Genomic DNA, 17,802 nt, shown 5'->3' with positions numbered 1-17,802 from the left:
TTGTTCCCGCGCCCCCTGGCGGGGATGGTGCGACCACCCCGCAGTCTGATCACCGGGATTCCGGGAGGGGGTGCCTTGGCGCTAATCCAGGGTCAGTTGCCCGCCGTGGAGGTCCGCGATGTCGTGGGCCTGGTCGTAGTGGGCTGCGTCGGCGGGGTTGGTAGGGCGGTCGTCCAGTGCGTGGCGGGTGGGGTCGGCCGTGTCCGGCTGGGCGGGGGTGCCGTAGGGCAGGCCGAGGGCGTGGTGGCGGTAGTGCTCGACGCGTCCGGCCGCCTGATCCCAGCCCATCGCGTCGGCGCCGCTGTCGTGCGGCCGGGGGCCGAGTAGCGCCGTCAGGTAGCCGGCGGGTTCGGACTGCGCGTGGAGGAGGGCGTCGGTGACTTGGCGGTCAAGCGCGGCCTCGACGCGGCGCAGCCTGTTTTCCAACTCCGTCTTTTCCCCTTGGCGCAATCGTTGGGCCGTGCTGCTATCGGCCGCCATAGCCAAGCCGGCGACGGCCTGGTCGGTGGTGCGGGTGAGTGCTTTGGTGAGGGTGCGGTGTTGGGTGGCGAGTTCGTGGGTGGGGCGGGTGGCGAGGTGGGTGGTTTCGGCGCGGGTGAGCAGGTCGAAGGTGCTGTTCCATTCGTGCTGTGCGGTGGTGGGGGCCGGTAGGTCGTAGAGCGTCGGGTCGGTCCCGCTCTGGTGGCACAGGTCGGCGACGCGGTGGTCGAGGAGCGCTGCCGCGGTCTGGACGTCGTGGATCGGCCCTTGGCGGAGGGCGGCGGCGAGTTCAGACGGTGGGTGGCCGGTGTCGAGGAGGGCGTGTAGACCGGCGATGGCCCGCTGGCGGGGCACGGTCTGGCCGGGGCCGATGAACCCTGCCCGGACGGGGTCGGAAAAGGCTGCGGCCCAGGCTTCCGCGAGGTGGACGGCTTGGTCGTGGAGCTGGAGCCAGGGGTCGTGTGCCCGGTCGTGGGGGGTGGCGCCGGGTGGTGGGCCGGCTGTCCAGGTGGGGGCGGCGGGGGTGTGGCGAGCGTGGTAGACGGCGAGTCCGCCGACTGCGGCGTCCCAGATAGCGCGCTGCGGCCCGGCTGCAGGCCGGGTGCCGATCCGGTCGACGAGTCCGTCCGGCGGGTCGGCGAGGGCGGCGGTGCGGATGGCGGCTTCGGCGGCGAGTTCGGCGCGGCGGAGCACCACCTGCCACGGCGGCCGGCTGCGCGCCGAGCCGCCGCGGTATGGGTGGCCGGCGGTCGCGGCCGGTCCCGCCTTTGGCCCGGCCGTGCCGGTCTCGGTGTCGGCTGGCTTGTTCGGCGCGGAGCGCGCCGAGCGGCTCGGGGTGGCTCGCGGCTGCGGCTCGACCGGCGTGGCCCGGCTCGGCTCGAACGGCGCGGACGGCGCGGTGTGGCTCGGCTCGAACGGCGCGTTCGGCGCGGTCTGGCGCGACGAGCCAGGAGTGCGCGCCGAACCGGACCCGGCACGGCGCGCTGTCGTCGGCGCGGGCGCCGCCGGCCGGCGCGGGCCGGGGCGCGGCTGCGGGATTCGGCGGGAGAGGCGTAGGGCGGTGAGTTCGGCGAGGGTGTGGGTGGCACGGAGTTGGTGGGCGGCGGTGGCGATCGGGTCGCGGGCGGCGGCGGTGTGTTCGGGTTCGGAGCGTTCGAGGTGGCCGGCGAGCCGGCTGATCGCGTCAAGCGGCCCCGCGGTCGCTGGAAGCCAGTTCTCGTCGTCGTCACGGGCGGCGAGATCGTCACGGCGGATGAGGTAGGCGGCTAGGTCTGTGCGGGCCCGCGACAGCATGACGTAGAGGCCGGCCCGTGAGGTGTCGTCGGTGACGAGCGCGCGGGCGGTGTCCATCATCGAGCCCTGCGCTTTGGCCGCGGTGAGGGCGTAGGCGTGGGCGAGGCCGCCGTCGCGGCCGTCGTCGAACTGGTGGGTCAGGTAGGTCCACGGCACGACGACGGTGCCTTTGGACGGGAAGTAGACCGTCACTGTCTGGGCCGGAGGGTTGTCGGCGTCGAGGTGGAGGTCGGTGATGACGCCGATGGTGCCGGTACGGATGTATGCCGAGCCGGGCCGGCCGGCGGGGATGAGGGTGTGGCCGGCCTGGGTGAGGGTCACGACCTCGTCGCCGACCTGGAAGTCTCGGCCTGCGACCGTGAGGGCCGGGCCGGTGAGGGTGCCGTCGGCGGTCAGCAGTGTGCGGGCGGCGCGGTTGAGTGCTTCGACATCGCGGTGGCGTTCGGCCATCAGGTGCGTCTTGATCGGCTTCGGTGGCCGGGCTGGCGGTGGACGGGCGCCGTCCGGGCCTGAGCTGCCATCGGCAGTCTGGGTCTGTGGTGCGGTGGTGCCGAGGTGGCGGCGGCGTTCGGCGTACCAGTCGGTGACGGCCTGGGTGAACAGCGTGTCGGGGTCGTCGACGAGGTGGATCTTCCCGGCGGTGGCGAGCCGGTCGAGGGCGGCGATCGGGGTGCCGGTTTCGGCGCGCAGCGCGTCGAGCGCGGCGCGGATCGGCGCCATGTCTGCGCCGGCCTGGCGGTGCACCGTCGTCAGGGTCGGGACGTCGGGGGTCGTCTCGATGAGGTGGAGGAACCAGCCGCCGGCCGCGACCGACCCAAGCTGCGCCGGGTCACCGAGCAGGATCACCACCGTCCCGGTCCGGGCCGCGTAGTCGAGGAGGCGCTCGGCGTCGCGGGTCCCTACCTGGGTCGCCTCATCCACGATCAGCACCGAACCCGCCGGCCAGACATCGGCGAGCTGACGGGCGGGGTCGGCATCGATGGCGTCCAGGAGGGTCAGCCAGCTCGCGACTACCCGCGCCGGAACACCGATCCGGTCAGCCAGCTGTTCGGCTTGGCGGCCACCGTGTGCGGTCGCGAACACCGGGTGGCCTTCGGCGCGGACGATCGCGGTCAGGACGCGCATCGCTTCGGTTTTGCCGGTTCCGGCGGCGCCGACGGCGACGCGGACCAGGTCCTGGTCGGCGAGCAGCCGGCGCACCAGCTCCGCCTGCTCCGCGGACAGCACCACGTCGGCGCTCCCCGCGCCGTTCGCGCCGATGGTGTGCGCGCCGAACGCGCCGCGCCGGCCCGCCGCCGCCGGCCGGGTCGAGCCGGCAAAGCCGTCGGCGGCGGCCAAGAACGCGTCAACCACCCGAGGGCTTGCCAGGACGCGGGGCGCCGCGCCGGCGACGACCCGACCTTCGCGGACCACCGCGCGGAGCCGCTGCTCGGTGTCGAGCATGTCTTCGACGGTGTAGAGCGGCTCCGGTTGGGCGCGGCGCCGCTGACCGGGGGCCGCAGCCTGCAGGTGCACGACGCGGGAGTCGGCGGGGAACCGGTCGGCGAGCCGGTCGATCGCCTCAGCATCGAGTCGATCCCCGCCCCACGCGGCGATCTGGCGGACGATCTCGCGGCGGCCGAACGTCGTCGCCTTCTCCGTCAACCCCTTCGGCCCCGCCAGTAGCGTGAACAGCTCGGCGACGTCGTCGTCGCCGATCGCTGGCGGCCGGTGCTCGCCGCCGGCGGCAAGCTGGCGGACCTGGCCGACGGTCCAGCCGGCTTCTTCCAGCCGCTCGACCTGCAGCCGGCGGACCGTCTCGTCGGCCAGCACGGTCTTCGGCGCCCGAGAGCCGCGCTGCGCGGCGGTCATCGTCGCCCCCGACGGCTCGAGGCCAGCAGCGACGATCTGCGCGAACTCCTCCGCCACCTCCCTGTGGCGGGTCGAGAACGCCGCCAAAAGATCGGCGGGGAAAGCCGCCAGCTCCGCCACTCCGTTACGGACCGGCCCCCACTCCAGGCCGCGGCGCACGGCGAGCTCGCGGCGCAGCACCGCCGCGCCGACGAAACCCGCCGTCCGAACATGGGACAGCAACACCTCACCGTCCACCGCCCGCCACTCCCAGCCCGACGCGCCTGGCTCGTCGTCGCCGGCGGCCACGACCACGGCGTTGATCACGATGTTGTGGACGTGCAGGTGTGCCTCGACGCTGCGCGAGACGTCGTGCAGATACGACGCCACCGCCAGGCCCCGCGACGGCCGGTTGTGCCCGCCGATCTTCCCGAACGCGGCATGCCGCTCCAGGTAGCCGATCGTCGCGTCGACCGCCGCGTCCAGCGCGGCCGCCACATCCGCCCGCAGCACCTCGTCCCCGAACGCCCACAGCAGACTGACCGACTTCGGCGCCGCGCAGACCACGTCGAAACCCAGCACCGCCGCCGACGCCACCCGCGCCGCGACCCACCGCTCCACCTCGTCCCGGCGAACTCGCCAACGCCCATCCACGCCCTTGACCCCCACCAGCCCACCGACAGCGGCGTGACCGTTCTGGCCTGCTGGCGGTTCCCTGGTCGGATTGCCATCCTCGGCGCGTGCGGGCGAGTCCGAGACGTCGTCCGCGGCCTGCCCGGCGTGGGCGCGCGCCGTCTTCGCGACGAGGGAACGCAGGTAGGTCGCGCTCACCCCGGCCAGCGCCGACGCCTGCGTCAACGTCAACAGCTCGCCCGCCTCATACGGCCCAGCGCCGCTCGTCGCCCTGGTCGCGCACGCGTCCCGGGCGGAGTGCGCCCGCGCCGCCGAGCCGGCCGCGGCTAGCAAGGGCCGCCCTGACACCGCGTGCCGGCCCTCCAATAGCCGGCTCAGCGCCTCGGACGAGACCTCCCCGCGCAGCCCGACCAGCTCCGCGAGCTGACCCCGGGCCCGGCCGGACGCCCGGTCGTAGTAGCCCGCCAGCCCAGCCGCCGTCCCAGGCTGGCCGCCCTCGACGTAGGCGACGACCGCCCGCACCGCCCGCCGAAGATCCCCGGGCGACGCGGGCCGTAGCCGCAAGATCCGCGCAGTCGCGATCACCCAGCACCACCGGTCTGGGCGGGCTGACGACGAGACGGACGACGACCGGAAGAGCAGTGAGCGCGACACGACGACATGAGGACGCTCCGATCAGTGGCGACGACGGCCCCGGCACCACCGGAGACCGCGGACCACCACTGACCCTGAAGACCGACCTCACCGCGAACGACACCACGCACATCACCGCAAGGTCACCGCGCCGAACCCGGTCACCACGACCGTCACCACGAGGTCACAGTGACTGTCATCGCGAACGACATCCGCGCAGCTAACAGCAGGGACCCTGCCGGTCGACCGGCAGGGAAACTCAGACCAGCTGGACGCCCCCGACGGACCGCAGTCCGCCCGCCGAGCGTGACGGTCATCTCCCGACGGCAAGATCACGACCGGCCCGGCGCGCCGCCACCGTCTGGTCGATCGACCTGTGACGCCGGCGTGACGTTGGCGTGCCGTCTGGCTTCGGTCGTGTGCCGTTAGGACCGCAGTGCCGCGCGGACATCCATGAGCGCGAAGCCGAGAAGATTCAGCCCTGGCCAGTCGATCGGATGCTCGGCCCGTGGATCGCCAGCTGCGATGCCGATGCCCCAGACCGTGTCCAGTGGGCTGGCCTCGACGAGTACGTCGTCGCCGGTCGCGAGCAGGAAGCCGCGGAGCCGGTCGTGCTGTCCGAACTTCGCGAGGTTGCCTGCCACGACGATGTCGTAGCGGTGCCGTTCCCAGGTCGCCTCGTCGAAACCAGCCACGCGGCGCCCGAGCGCCTTCACGCGGCCCGGGTCCGGGGCGCCGAGAATGGCATCCACGGTCTTGTCGTCGCCGAACAGTCGGGCCTTGCCCGCCATCATGAAGTGCTCCGCGGTGGCGTATCGCTGCCCCTCGGCGGTGAACGGCGAGGGGTACCACTGGCTCAGACAGCTCGCCCCGACCCCGCCACCGGCCGGCGGTCGATGGCCCCAGAAGAACCGGAACGACAGGGCCTCGCCGGCCAGTTCCGCCTGGACCAGATCCTCCACGGACCGCGGGTGCCCGAGCGATCTCACCAGTGCCGGCTCGCGCGGCTCACCGATCACGAGCGCGATCCTTCCACGACACCACGCCCGGCCTCACCCGCTTTTCACGACCACCGCAGAGCCTCCGTGCCGGCGGTCCCTATCGGCGGCCGCCAACCCGAGCCCAGCGTCACCAGAGCAGAAGACGATCGACCGCCATGTTGAAGATCTTGAGATGTTGCGAGACCGTCATCTCCAGTTCGGCACGACCGAGGTCCCCACGGCTCGACGACGGCCTCGCGTCACGTGGCGACAGGACGTCATCCCGGAACCAAACTTTCGCATCCAAGATCACGAGCCAAGCCCATCTGCTCCGGCACAGATGGCGCTTGTGGCTCCGCCACAAGCGCCCAGGCCCGAACTGTTCAGCTCGACAGACCTTGCTGGCCCAGGCCGAAACGGTACGAATGAACGGTGCCGTGTCCGGCGCGAGGGCCGCCGCAATGCCCGTGGTCTACCGAATTCTTCGATACGAGATCAAGACTGCGCAGACGGGGCTGCGCGCGCGACGGCTGAGCGCGGCCCTGCCGGGCCGTGCTCGTCGTGCGTCGCGTGCGTGGATCAAGCCAGGGTCGGGCATTTAGCGCACTGCCGTCCTGCGTGGGTCCATATGTTTTCGGTCGATGGCCGCCGCGACACCCCCAGTTGGCACCTCCCAGGTACCGCATCAACGCGATCACACCGCGCGATGACTATGACTTCGACCGACGGAAGCCTGGAGGCCGTCCAGTGTGGTTGCCAGCGGTCACTGCCGAGCAACGTCCTCGTCCGCCGCGTCCGCTTGCGCCGGATCTCGCTGGGGCGTCTCGCTGGCCTTGCTCGGCGTCGTCACGTCGCCGTCGGGGTCGTCTGCGCGGGCATGGGGCAGACCGGCGGTTCCCGCTGGCGGTGCCGCGGGATGGCCGTGTGCTGGTGTTGGGCGCGCAAGCTCGCCGGCCACAGCCTGTTCGCCACATCAAGCTGCCGATCGTCAGTGCCTAGGAGAAGCTCGCCGTGCGTCGCGCGTTGCGCGAGGAGCGTCTGACGGCACGGGATCAGGGCCTGCCACTTTCGGCTCGTACACGCCACGAACATCGGCGCCTCGCCCAAGAGGGTCCGCGCCGGCTGATCGCCAGCCGCTGCGCGTTCGTGTGAGTGGCGTGGCGCTGGACGATCCTGAGACACTCTGGTCGGTCGCGAGGTCCAATGGTCGGGGGACTCGCTGCTTCGCAGGGGTCGGGTCGATCAGGGTCGGAGCGGGGGCCGCCCGTAAGGTGATGCGAGCGGTTCTACCTTGATCTGGGGGCGATGCTGTGAGGAGGGATGATGGCTGGGCTCGGTGAACACATCACCGCCATGGTTCGCAGCCATGCCTCCGGCGACGACTCAGCATTCTACTCGGTGGCTTTGCAGATCGCCGCTCGGGAGGCACGTCAAGGCCACCATGTGTTGGCTGACGACATCAAGAAGGCGGTCGATGCGTCCCGAAGCGCGACGCCGCGTAGCAACGTCACCAAGCTCGCCCAGCCGCGCGGTGACCTGGCAAACCTTGTCGAGGTCAGTCATCCCGAGGTCACCTTGCGGAATTTGGTGGGGCCGAGCGAGTTGATGGAGCGGCTCATACAAGTTATCGCTGAGCAGCGCCAGCGCAAGAGGCTTCTTGACCACGGATTCGATCCGACCCATCGTCTTCTCCTGGAAGGACCTCCGGGTACCGGCAAAACCATGACGGCGGCGGTATTGGCACGCGAGTTGTCGTTGCCGATGTTTACCGTGCGACTCGACAGCTTGCTGAGCAAGTACATGGGTGAGACGGCGGGAAAGTTGCGTTTGGTGTTCGATGCCGTGGCGCAACGGCGCGGCATCTATCTATTCGACGAGTTTGACGCCCTCGGAGCCGACCGATCCGGAAATGATGTCGGAGAAGCGCGACGCATTCTGAACTCTTTCCTGGTGTTTCTGGAACAAGCCAGCCCCGAGAGTATCGTGATCGCTGCCACCAATCATCGGGCAATTCTCGACAAGGCCTTGTTCCGTCGTTTTGACATGGTTCTCACCTACGATCTACCCGACACGACGCAGGCGCGTGCGGTCATCAAAGGGCGGCTCGGCCCGTTGATGAAGGGCATGCGCTGGGACATTGTCGATGCACGAACCGAAGGTCTTAGTCATGCCGACTTGGTTAAAGCAGCAGAGGCGGCCGCCAAGGCTGTTTTGATGCGCGGCGACACCACGATCGGCGGCGAGGATCTCGTGTCCGCGTTGGATTCTCGTCGAACGGCGAGCGGTGGCTGACGAGCTTCGCCACCTCACCCATCTGCAGGTCCTCGATCGCGTCCATAGTGAGGACTTCTCCCGCGGCGGTAACGGCAACCCAAAGGTTAGACCTGTCGAGTATCGCGCCCATGGGCTCGCGCTGAGGGGCCAACTGCAGGACGCGTTCTCTGAGGCCGAAACGGCGCGCGCGGGTGTCAGTCTGAGCGCTGACGAGCTGCGATCCCTGGGGAGCGTCATCACCCTGGAGGGAGACGATGCTGCCTACCCGCTTAAGATTGAGTCGCTGGAGAAATTCGCCCGGGGAAGCGCGACGAAGCCGAGGTTGCCCCAGTGGCTGCTGCTGTCGGTGCAGCCGGCCACCAGTAGTCTGCCCGAACGGGCCGTGGTGTGGGTCGCCGATGCGTACCGAGCACAGTTCTTGAAGATTTTCGAGGACTACCTGAACAAGAAGATCACCAGAGCGGCTGAGTACCAGTGGGAGACCCCGGAGGGGAATCCAAAGAATCGTGCCCTCGTGGCCAACATCTCCCGCATCCGTCAGGCCATTCTTGATGACCTCTGGCAGTCCGAAGGCGAGCCACCTAAGAACGGAACACACTGGTGGGAGCTGTGGCTGGATGCCGCGCGGCAGAGCACCGACAGCCTTCGCGGGTTCGCGACCGCGCTAAACTTGCGCCTCTTGGATCGTTCGCTGGCCCTCAACGATCGCGTGGTCTTCTGGATTAATGCGACGTGGCAGCAGTTGGAGGTGCTGCCTTTCACCAGTGTCCCGATCGCGGAGATCCGCAAGCCCGAGTTCATCGACACGATCGAAGACCTCCTCCCAGATGAACAGGACGAGTACGTCGACGACCTGGCCGATCGTGTCAGCGCCGCCCCTGCGGAAGCTCCGGCGGTGTGTCATCTCGATACCGGCGTGGCGCGCTCCCACAGACTCCTGGCTGCCTCCCTCGACCCCACCGACCTGCACACGGTCATCGGGACCTCGGGCTTCGACACCCGAGGACACGGTACGGCGATGGCCGGTCTGGCGCTGTACGGACCGCTCGACGACCTGCTTAGCGGGACAGGCGCCGTGCAACTACATCATCGGCTTGAGTCCGTGCGTGTACTCCCCGATCCCGGTGAACCCGACACTGATCCCCGCGACTACGGCACGGTCACCGTCGATGCCGTCGCTCAGATAGAGACCGCGACACAGCGCCGGCGCGTGTTCTGCATGCCGATCTCAGCAGACCCGGACCGACCCGGTGCACCGACCTTGTGGTCATCGACAGTCGACGCACTCGCTGTCGGAACCGACATCGTCCGCGACGGCGATGAACTGCAACTCCTGACAACACCCGATCCGGAGGCGAGCCGACTCATCATCGTTGCCGCCGGGAACGTCGACACCTACACCGCCGATCACCGCACCGAGTCCGAGACATCCGCCGTAGAAGACCCCGCCCAGGCATGGAACGTTCTGACCGTTGGCGCTCACACCGACCTCGTAGACACGCCGACCGATCCCGACCTTGCCGGCTGGACGCCCCTGGCGGGCAAGGGCGAACTCTCGCCCCACAGTCGGACCTCTCTGCTGTTTGGCAAGCGCAAGTGGCCCATCAAGCCGGATATCTGTTTTGAGGGGGGCAACGTCCTCACTGACGGGGCGACTGGTTTTCATGACCGTCACCCGCTGCTGTCGCTGCGCTCCACGGGGCTCCACAACGATCTCGCGTTGACGTCCGCCAACGCTACCAGCGCAGCCACGGCGCAAGCCTCGAGAATCGCCGCGCTCACAATCGCGCACTACCCAGAATATTGGCCCGAGACGGTTCGCGGGCTTCTCGTACACGCAGCCGAATGGACGCCGGCGATGCGTGCCGATTTCGACGCCACCGGCCCAAAGAAGGAACCCAAACTCGATCTGCTCCGACGGTACGGATGGGGCGTGCCCACCGAGGATGCGGTCCTGCGTTCCTCGCGCCAATCGGTCACACTCATCACCCAGGACACCTTCGTTCCCTTCGAGGGACCCGACTATAAAATGCGCAGGTTCAGACTCCACACGCTCCCATGGCCGACAGAAGTGCTGGAGGCTATCGGCGCAGGCGATGTCACTTTGAAAGTCACTCTCTCCTACTTTGTCGAACCTTCCGCGTCACGACGTGGATGGCGCCAGCGCTACGCGTACCCGTCCCACCTGCTCCGGTTCGACCTGAAGGCCCCGACGGACCTCACGGAAGGCGAGTTCATTGCACGCCTCAACCGTGAGGCTGAGAACGACGAAGACTCGTCTCGCACCTCACGATTCTCAGGGTGGGACCATCGCTGGATGATCGGTCCCAACCAGCGCAACCTTGGTTCGCTCCACCAAGACATATGGGAGGGTTCGGGACAAGACCTCGCGGCCTGCGGCGTAGTCGGCGTCTATCCGGTGGGCGGCTGGTGGAAGCGGAATCGTCGCAAAGATCGTCTCGATCTACCCATCCGCTATTCGCTCATCGTCTCACTCAAGACCCAAGAACAGGGTGTCGATCTCTACACTCCTATTGCCACCGAACTCCAGGTGCCGACCCCCGTCCATTCGGCATAGCCTCCGGCCGCCATTGCCATGATCAGGCTACGGATCTGAAGGTTCTGTGAACTCGGGTGGGCGAACCGAGCGACGAGTAGAGGCCCGGTGGCTCCGGCCTTCGTCGAGGCGTCCGCCTCTAAGGCTGCCGTCGCAGACGCCTCGACAGCGAGTTTTGCGCCCCCTGCGCGAGATCATTGTGGGCGTGAGGTGGGTGTGGAAGCGCCGGTACGACGCGGGACTGGCCGCCACTCGACGGTTGGCCCCGAATGCGATCATGCTGGAGCGTATGGACTTCGTGGCACCCAGCGGCACCCCTCGGCATAGCATGACACCCCCGCTGATCAGCGGTTTTCCGACTTGAAAACCGCTATGTAGACGCGTCAAGGCGCTACCGGCCACGAGCGCAAGATTCGCGCCGGAGGATGCCCAGCGCGGCGACCTCGTCACCGCCCGCGATCTCGCCATTGCGATGTCCCCGGCGATGGTCGACGCGATGCCCTGTCCCGGACTCTGGAGGTTTCGGGACCGACGCGGTCGCGATCATGGCGCAGTTGTCGACGAAGGGCGAAGTACACAGCGGCACTCCGCGGCCGTCCTGGCGGGCGTTCCACCTCCGCCTCCGGACTGGTCTGGCGGCTGCCAGCGAGCGAGGCTGCCGCTGAGATGGCCGGTGCGTCCGGCAGCTGCGAGGGCGGGACGGGGCCAGCAGGCGGTCAGTTGATCGGACTGCTTCCGACCGCCCTGGTCGAGTGGACCGCATGCTGACGCTTGGTCGGGTTGGGCGCGTCCTTCGCCGGGAACGCTAGGCTAGCTGGCTAAGCGGCTAGCCGATCGGTGGAGGGCAGCATGACTGATCGTGGTGGTGGTCGGCATACGTATCAGGCGATCGCGTGGGAGATCCGAGAGCAGATCGCGCAGGGTGTTCTGCGCGCTGGCGACCCGATCCCGAGCCTGCCGGCGTTGCGGCGGGACCGGGGGATCTCCAACCCGACGGCGCAGGCGGCGGTACGGCTGTTGAAGTCGTGGGGTCTGGTCGAGGGTCGGCCAGACTTGGGAACGTTCGTGCGCGAGGTGCGCCCGGTCGTCCATCTCATGACCGAGATGACCCTTCCTGGGCAGGACGGTAGCCGCCGGACCTGGCGGGAGATCGTCGAAGAGTCCGGGAGGGTTGGGACGCAGCGGGTGACTGGCGCCGGACATGCCGCTGCACCAGTGGACGTCGCGGATGCTTTCGGGCTTGACGCTGACGCTCTGGTGGCGTGGCGGCAGCGGCTCTTGCTGGTTGACGACGAGGTCGCGCAGGTCTGCACGTCGTACTACCCGGATGCCGTGGTGGCCGCAGTGCCGGAACTCTTGGTGGCAGAACGGCTGCCGTCGAGCGCCATGGAACTGATGGCGCGGGCCGGCTTTGTCATCGCCCGCGGCGGGCTCGACACGGTGTTCGCTCGTGCCGCAACCGAAGACGAGGCCGCCGCACTTGGCACTGATGTCGGCGCGCCGGTCACAGAGGCGTTTCGGGTCGCGCGGGACGAGGCGGCGACGGTCGTCCTTGTGGAGCGGATGGTCTCAGACGGCGCCCGGCTACGGCAGGCGTGGCGGTTCTGATCTCCAGAGTGGATCGGCTAGCCGAAATTGACGGCTAGCCGGCTAGCTCTTAATCTTGCTCCCGTGCGCGGAACGGGAGCCCGCCCGTCGGCGCGATGGGAGGTCTTGTGACGGCCATGATGATCTACGCGGATGTTGTTACGCATGATCAGCTGCCCGTGAACCTCGTCGGGGATTGGTCGACGGGATCGGTACTGCCGCTGAGAACCCTTTGCCTCGTGATCCCGTCTCCGGTCTAGGTGACGCGATGACCGAGCGCCCGCCAGGCCGAGACTCCGGTATGCACGACCCGGCGGACTATCCCAGCGACCGGGTCGAGTCTGGGACGGCACCCGACCTGCCAGCCGACCCGCAGTCCAGGCCCCGGCCGGCAGTTGGGTACGTCTGCGTCGCGGGCGATGAGGACCAGATCAACGGCCTGCACCATCGTCTGGATGTCGAGGCCCGGTATGCGGGTCTGGATCTTGTCGAGGTGTTCGTTGACCGGCAGACCCTAGACGACGAGCCGTTCAGGCCGGGGCTGGTTCTCGCCGTCGAGGAGATCGGCCGACAGCCGGACGCGGTGCTGCTTGTGCCGGACCTGTCGCACTTGCCGACGAGTCGAGAGGGCTGGGCGGCGTGGGAGGAGCGATTCACCAGCGTGGTGACCGAGATCCACACCCTCGACGCGGTCGCCGTCCCCGGACGGGCCTCCTGCCCCCGGCCAGATACCACGCTTCGGCGGCGTGGCGGCGAGGCCCGGCCGGTCGAGGTGGGGCGGGCGAAGCTGACGGCGCGGGGTCAGTTCGAGGTGTGGGTTCAGCCCGACGATGACGTCGCCGGTGTGATCGCCGTGCTGCGTCAGCTGCCGGCCGAGGCGCGGTTCCTTGAGTCCTACGGAGACGTCGAAACGACGCTGGTCTTCGTACCGATCCATATCGCGGGGCTTCCGACGGGCCAGGAGCGGTTCGGTCAAGTGAAGGCGACCGGGACGCTTGGCCGGGAGTTCGTCGGCTTCACCGCTGAGGACCTCGTCGCAGAGCTTCACACCGTGTTGGCCGGCGTGCCGCTCGGCCCGGAGGACGAGCGGGTCCTCGCCTGGTTGTCGACCCAGACGACTGAATGCGCCCACGCCGTCAGCAGTCTTCTACGGCGCGTCCGCGCGGCCTGATCCGGCCACCAGCCCCACCGGCCGCGGACGATCTGCCTGGACGCGCGATGTCCTTGCAGGTGATCCCGGCAAGGACAGCCCCGACCCGGCGCGATGTCGTCGGCGGTGACATCGACGGTGACATCCGCGGTGACCTGTCGGGACGTTCGGCCCAGGTTCCGCCGCTGGCTTCCGGAACCGGCACCCAGATTCGCACTGCGGAAGTAGAACCCCTACAAGGTTGGTAGGCCGCCGTGACCTCTCCCACGCACACCGCCGAACCCGCCGACCCAGGTACGCCGAACGTCGTCCGGCACCACGCCGGCCGGCCCGGAGATGACGCGCGCGCCGCCGCTGGCCTTGCGGCCCGTCTGGCAGGCAAGGCAGAACCGGCCGCGACGTCCGGTGGCCGCGCTGCGCCCATGGCGTGCCCGCGCGATGAAGTCGTCGCTCCGGCCGTAGGCCGGCGGCGCGGGTCGCGCTGGGGGAGCGGGGAGCTGTGGATCCGCCTGGCGACCGTTGCCGCCGTCGTCATCGTCGCGATCATCGCCGGCATCGTGTCCTACCGCCACATGGCCGGGGTCGCCCGTGAACACGGCGAAGACCACACCACCGCGGCCATCGTGCCGATCTCCGTCGACGGACTGATCGTCGCGGCCAGCCTCACCCTGCTCGCCGACAGCCGCGCCGGCCGCCGCCGTTCCCCACTGCCCTATGCCCTACTCACCCTCGCCTCCGCCGCGAGCATCGCCGCGAACGTCATGCACGCCCAGCCTGATCTCGCGGCCAGGGTGATTGCCGCTTGGCCTTCAGCTGCGTTGATCGGGTCTTACGAACTGCTCATGAGTCAGATCCGCAAAGGCCGCCCGCGACCAGAAATCGCCGGCAGCCCCCGCAGCCCCGGCCCGGACGACACCCGATACCCCGCGCCTGCACGCGTCCAGTTGACCGGCCCCACTCGCGCCAGGCACTCCAGAAACACCGGAACGCACGGCTCCGACGGCCAGAACGATCTTCCCGGGCGCTGGGAAGCGCGGCCAACCGCAGCGGCCGAAGCCACCGGTGATCCGACCGTCCCGGGCCAACCCCGCTCGACGTCTGCCTCGCCCGCCTCCAAAAGCGCCCACTGGCGGCCTGAGTGCGAGACGCCCTGGCCGGACGACGAGAGCGGATGGGGCGAGGCGCCGGAGCCGATCCCGCGAGCCGTCCTCGCCCGAGTCCTGCGCACCTCGCGCCGAGGGAGCAAACGAGCCCAACTCGCCGCCGTCCTGCTGCGCGACATCGCCCAGGACGACCCTCGCACCGACTACGCCCTCGCCCGCGACCTCGCACCCACCCTCAACCTCCACACCGGCACCGCCCGCCGCTACCTGGCCGAATGGCGTCGCCAAGTCACCACCCAACCCACCGCCGCCTGAGCGGTCGGCGCACCCCTTCACCCCGTCTCTGACGGTGACTTGTCCCCTCGCTTGGAGCTGGCGGGAGTGTTCACGTGGAAATTCGGACGGAAAGGCGATGCGGCTGCCGGGACCCACAGACGGGCAAGCAGCTGAGCAGGCGCTGCCCGAAGCTGAAGGGGAAGAAGCCGCACGGAAAATGGTCGTGGCGCATCGATGTGCCCGACGAGCTGGTACTGCTGGTCGGCAGGACCGGTCTCCGCGGCTCCGGCTTCGCGACCAAGGACTCGGCCGAGAAGGACGCCGAAGACAAACTGGCGATCGTGCGGGCCGGCCAGCAGCACGTCGGAACGCTCACCGTCAGCCAGTACCTGGACGAATGGCTCGCGGGCAAGCGGCGGCTGCGACCAACCACGCGGCGCGGCTACGAGACCAACATCCGCTTGCACCTCAAGCCGCTGATCGGGACCGTGCCCCTGTCCGGCCTGCGCAAGGCCCACATTGACGCTCTGATCAGGCGGCTCGAGGACAGCAACGCGACTCGGCGCCGGAAGATCGGGCCCAAGACGATCGCGGAGATCTTCGGCACCCTGCGGGCCGCGCTGAACGACGCGGTCGACAACCGGCTGATCTCCTTCAACCCCTGCAACGGCGTCGAGCTACCGGAGAACGACCGGGCCGAGGTTGAGCCGTGGGAAGCCAAGGAGATCGGACGGTTCCTCGACGAGGCCGCGGGTGACCGTTTGTCCGCGCTGTTTGAACTGATCGCCCTGCACGGGCTGCGTCGGGGCGAGGCCTGCGGCGGGACCTGGGACGGCCTGGACGGCGAGACCGGGGTGCTCACCATCCGGCAGCAGATCACCGACTCCGGCGGCAAGATCGGTGTGTGGCCGCCGAAGACGAGGTCCGGCAGGCGAAAAGTCGACCTGGACGTCTACACGCTCGGGTCGTTGGCGGCGCATCGGCTGGCCCAGGACGCGGAGCGGGAGTCGCTCGGAACGGCATGGGACAACGGCACCCTGCCCGATCAGCATGGACGGTCAGTGAAGCTCGACGGGCTGATCTTCACCCGGACGGACGGCCGCTACCTGCACCCCGAGTACATCACCTCGCACATGTGGCACATCGCAAAGCGAGTGGGACTGCTCTGCCGGCTGACGCGCGCCGCCGAACCGGGTGACACCGTCGTGATCGTCGGCAAGCGGTACATCGCGCCAGAAGGAACGTGGACGATCTACCGGGGTCGCGAACCCGTCGGCAAGGTGACCGTCACCGCCTGCGCCCGCCGTCGCGGCGCCGGGGCAGTGCTCACCCTCGACCGCCCGCTGTCGTTCCCCCTGCAGACGGGCGACGAGCTCGGCCGCGATCTGCTGTCCCGCCGACGGCTACACGATCTGCGCCATTCGAGCGCGAGCATCCAGCTCGCCGAAGGGGTCGACCTGACGCTCGTGTCCAAGCGGCTCGGTCATAGCTCTCCGTCTATCACCGGCACCCTGTACGCCCACCTGCTGCGACCGGCCGGGCAGGCCGCGGCCGAGAAGGTGGCCGCCGCGGTGCCGCGCAACGTGAGGCGCTCCTCCGACGATAGAAACCGGTGATCGTCTCGGTGGTTGCCTACGCACTGTGCGCCCGCCCTGTGCTCATCGGGCGGGCCGTCGCGCCCGTCCAGGCGCGCGGCGGCCCGCTGTCGGCGGCTCGCCGTTAGTGCGTGGCGTCCGGCTCGGTGTCGTCCTCTTTGCCGCGCCGATCGCCAAAGTCGAGGCGCCGGACGACTACCGCCACAAGCCAGATGATCGCGGCGACGATCAGCGGCGGGATCAGTTCCCGGAGCCAGCCCGCGCGGACGCACACCGCGACACCGACGAGGATCGCGAGGCCGACGACCCCGAGCATGAGCCTGTTCGGGGGTGGTCCAGGCACGTCAGGTGAGGTAGACACCTAGATGTCCTCCATAGGGACGGGTGCCGCTGGCGGTCCCTCTACCAAAGCGTCCGCCAGCGGCCATTCACGTTGCGTCCGGGAGATCTCCCGCACGGAGTCCGGTCTACACGATCCCGGCAACTCCGGCAACACGGGTGCTAGCCGTGCTAATCCATGCGTTCTAGTACGCACAAGTATCTATCTAGCGAGGCAAAGCCTGCCGAAGCCGCCGCGCTCAAAACAGCAGGTCAGAGCGGGTGGCAGGCGGCCTACCTGGACTTATCTAGGTCTACCTAGACCGATTTCTTGTGCATCGTTGTGCATGGTTGTCCAGGGAATCGCAGGGATGTGCAGGCGGCGCACCTGACATCTGAGGTCATGTGAGGTCATCCGTACTCGTACAAGCTCGTACCAACTCGTATCGACTCGCATTGGATGACGTGGGGACGCCCACACCAACGGGCTATCCGCTCAGCGGCTGCCGCTCTCGCTGCGTACGTGACCGGGGGCATCGAGTGGTCGACGATGGTTCCGGCCTGTGGTTCCACACCCGGGAATAGCGCCGCCCCGGGCGCGGTGATCAAAGTGCCAGCCACGTCGTTCGGACGGTCGGGTCGTCGCTCTCCGTATATCGTCGCCGCCCTGCGCTCCCCGCCTGCTACGTCGCGGCGGGCAGGCCGGGGCAGGCGAGAGGGCGGCGCGGCGGCCCACCACGTGGGCGCTCCACCGACCACATACCGACCACAACGATCTTGAGGTCTATTTTAGAGCCCCAACACGAGAAGATGATGAAGGAACACGCAGGTCACGGACCAGAAGGCGGGTGGGCCGTCAGGGACTCGAACCCTGAACTCGCCGGTTAAAAGCCGGCTGCTCTGCCAATTGAGCTAACGGCCCGCTGGCTGATCGTACCCGGGCACGCCGGCCTGCCGGTGGCTTCACCGTGTGCCTGGACTTGGCGCGATGCCGATCAAGACCGGGAGCCGGGTCGTGCCCGGCCGGGGCGGGGTTGACACCACGATCTGTGCCCGGTGGGTCACCCGCGTGGGGCGGATCCGGTTAGTACAC

General features: G+C 68.8%; 9 protein-coding genes and 1 tRNA gene. 6 read left to right on the top strand and 4 right to left on the bottom strand.

Translation table 11 applies throughout. The annotated features are described in order from the left end of the window. Window positions 1-81: 81 nt before the first annotated feature. Both mobF and ybiA read right to left on the bottom strand, forming a co-directional pair. Entirely contained in the window at window positions 82-4,821 is a 4,740-nt protein-coding gene (gene mobF, locus FRAEUI1C_RS41770; protein WP_013428016.1) for a MobF family relaxase, read from the bottom strand. A gap of 473 nt (window positions 4,822-5,294) precedes the next feature. Further along, the gene (gene ybiA, locus FRAEUI1C_RS34425) at window positions 5,295-5,888 is read right to left on the bottom strand and encodes a riboflavin biosynthesis intermediates N-glycosidase (RefSeq protein WP_013428015.1); all 594 of its coding nucleotides are present in this window, start codon (window positions 5,886-5,888) and stop codon (window positions 5,295-5,297) included. Between the two features lie 1,284 nt (window positions 5,889-7,172). On the opposite strand from ybiA, the gene FRAEUI1C_RS34415 reads away from it, so the two are divergent. The 6 genes from FRAEUI1C_RS34415 (at window position 7,173) to FRAEUI1C_RS34390 (ending at window position 16,412) form a co-directional block, all read left to right on the top strand. Then, window positions 7,173-8,141 (top strand): AAA family ATPase, encoded by a 969-nt coding sequence (locus FRAEUI1C_RS34415; RefSeq protein WP_013428014.1) that lies wholly within the window; start codon window positions 7,173-7,175, stop codon window positions 8,139-8,141. Then, window positions 8,134-10,701, top strand: coding sequence for a S8 family peptidase (locus tag FRAEUI1C_RS34410; protein WP_013428013.1), 2,568 nt, complete (start codon window positions 8,134-8,136; stop codon window positions 10,699-10,701). The genes FRAEUI1C_RS34415 and FRAEUI1C_RS34410 overlap by 8 nt, the downstream gene beginning before the upstream one ends. 828 nt (window positions 10,702-11,529) lie before the next feature. Continuing rightward, window positions 11,530-12,288: a GntR family transcriptional regulator gene (locus FRAEUI1C_RS34405; RefSeq protein ID WP_013428012.1), complete on the top strand. Its 759-nt coding sequence runs from the start codon at window positions 11,530-11,532 to the stop codon at window positions 12,286-12,288. A 247-nt stretch (window positions 12,289-12,535) separates the two neighbouring features. Next, a complete protein-coding gene (locus tag FRAEUI1C_RS34400; RefSeq protein ID WP_013428011.1) occupies window positions 12,536-13,438 on the top strand; it encodes a hypothetical protein in 903 nt (300 codons plus the stop codon). 401 nt (window positions 13,439-13,839) lie between these two features. Further along, window positions 13,840-14,835, top strand: a complete 996-nt coding sequence (locus FRAEUI1C_RS37000; RefSeq protein ID WP_013428010.1) for a DUF2637 domain-containing protein — start codon at window positions 13,840-13,842, stop codon at window positions 14,833-14,835. Between the two features lie 74 nt (window positions 14,836-14,909). Then, window positions 14,910-16,412, top strand: coding sequence for a site-specific integrase (locus tag FRAEUI1C_RS34390; RefSeq protein ID WP_013428009.1), 1,503 nt, complete (start codon window positions 14,910-14,912; stop codon window positions 16,410-16,412). Window positions 16,413-16,515: 103 nt separating this feature from the next. Here FRAEUI1C_RS34390 and FRAEUI1C_RS34385 read toward each other — a convergent pair whose 3' ends face one another. Together FRAEUI1C_RS34385 and FRAEUI1C_RS34380 are read right to left on the bottom strand one after the other, a co-directional pair. Next, window positions 16,516-16,752 (bottom strand): hypothetical protein, encoded by a 237-nt coding sequence (locus FRAEUI1C_RS34385; protein ID WP_013428008.1) that lies wholly within the window; start codon window positions 16,750-16,752, stop codon window positions 16,516-16,518. 806 nt (window positions 16,753-17,558) lie between these two features. After that, window positions 17,559-17,631 (bottom strand) — tRNA-Lys (locus FRAEUI1C_RS34380). Window positions 17,632-17,802: the final 171 nt, after the last annotated feature.

Source organism: Pseudofrankia inefficax, assembly GCF_000166135.1.
GTDB classification, from domain to species: Bacteria; Actinomycetota; Actinomycetes; order Frankiales; family Frankiaceae; genus Pseudofrankia; species Pseudofrankia inefficax.
The sequence above is the reverse complement of the archived record's forward strand: the minus strand, read 5'-3'. Positions and strand labels throughout refer to the sequence as shown.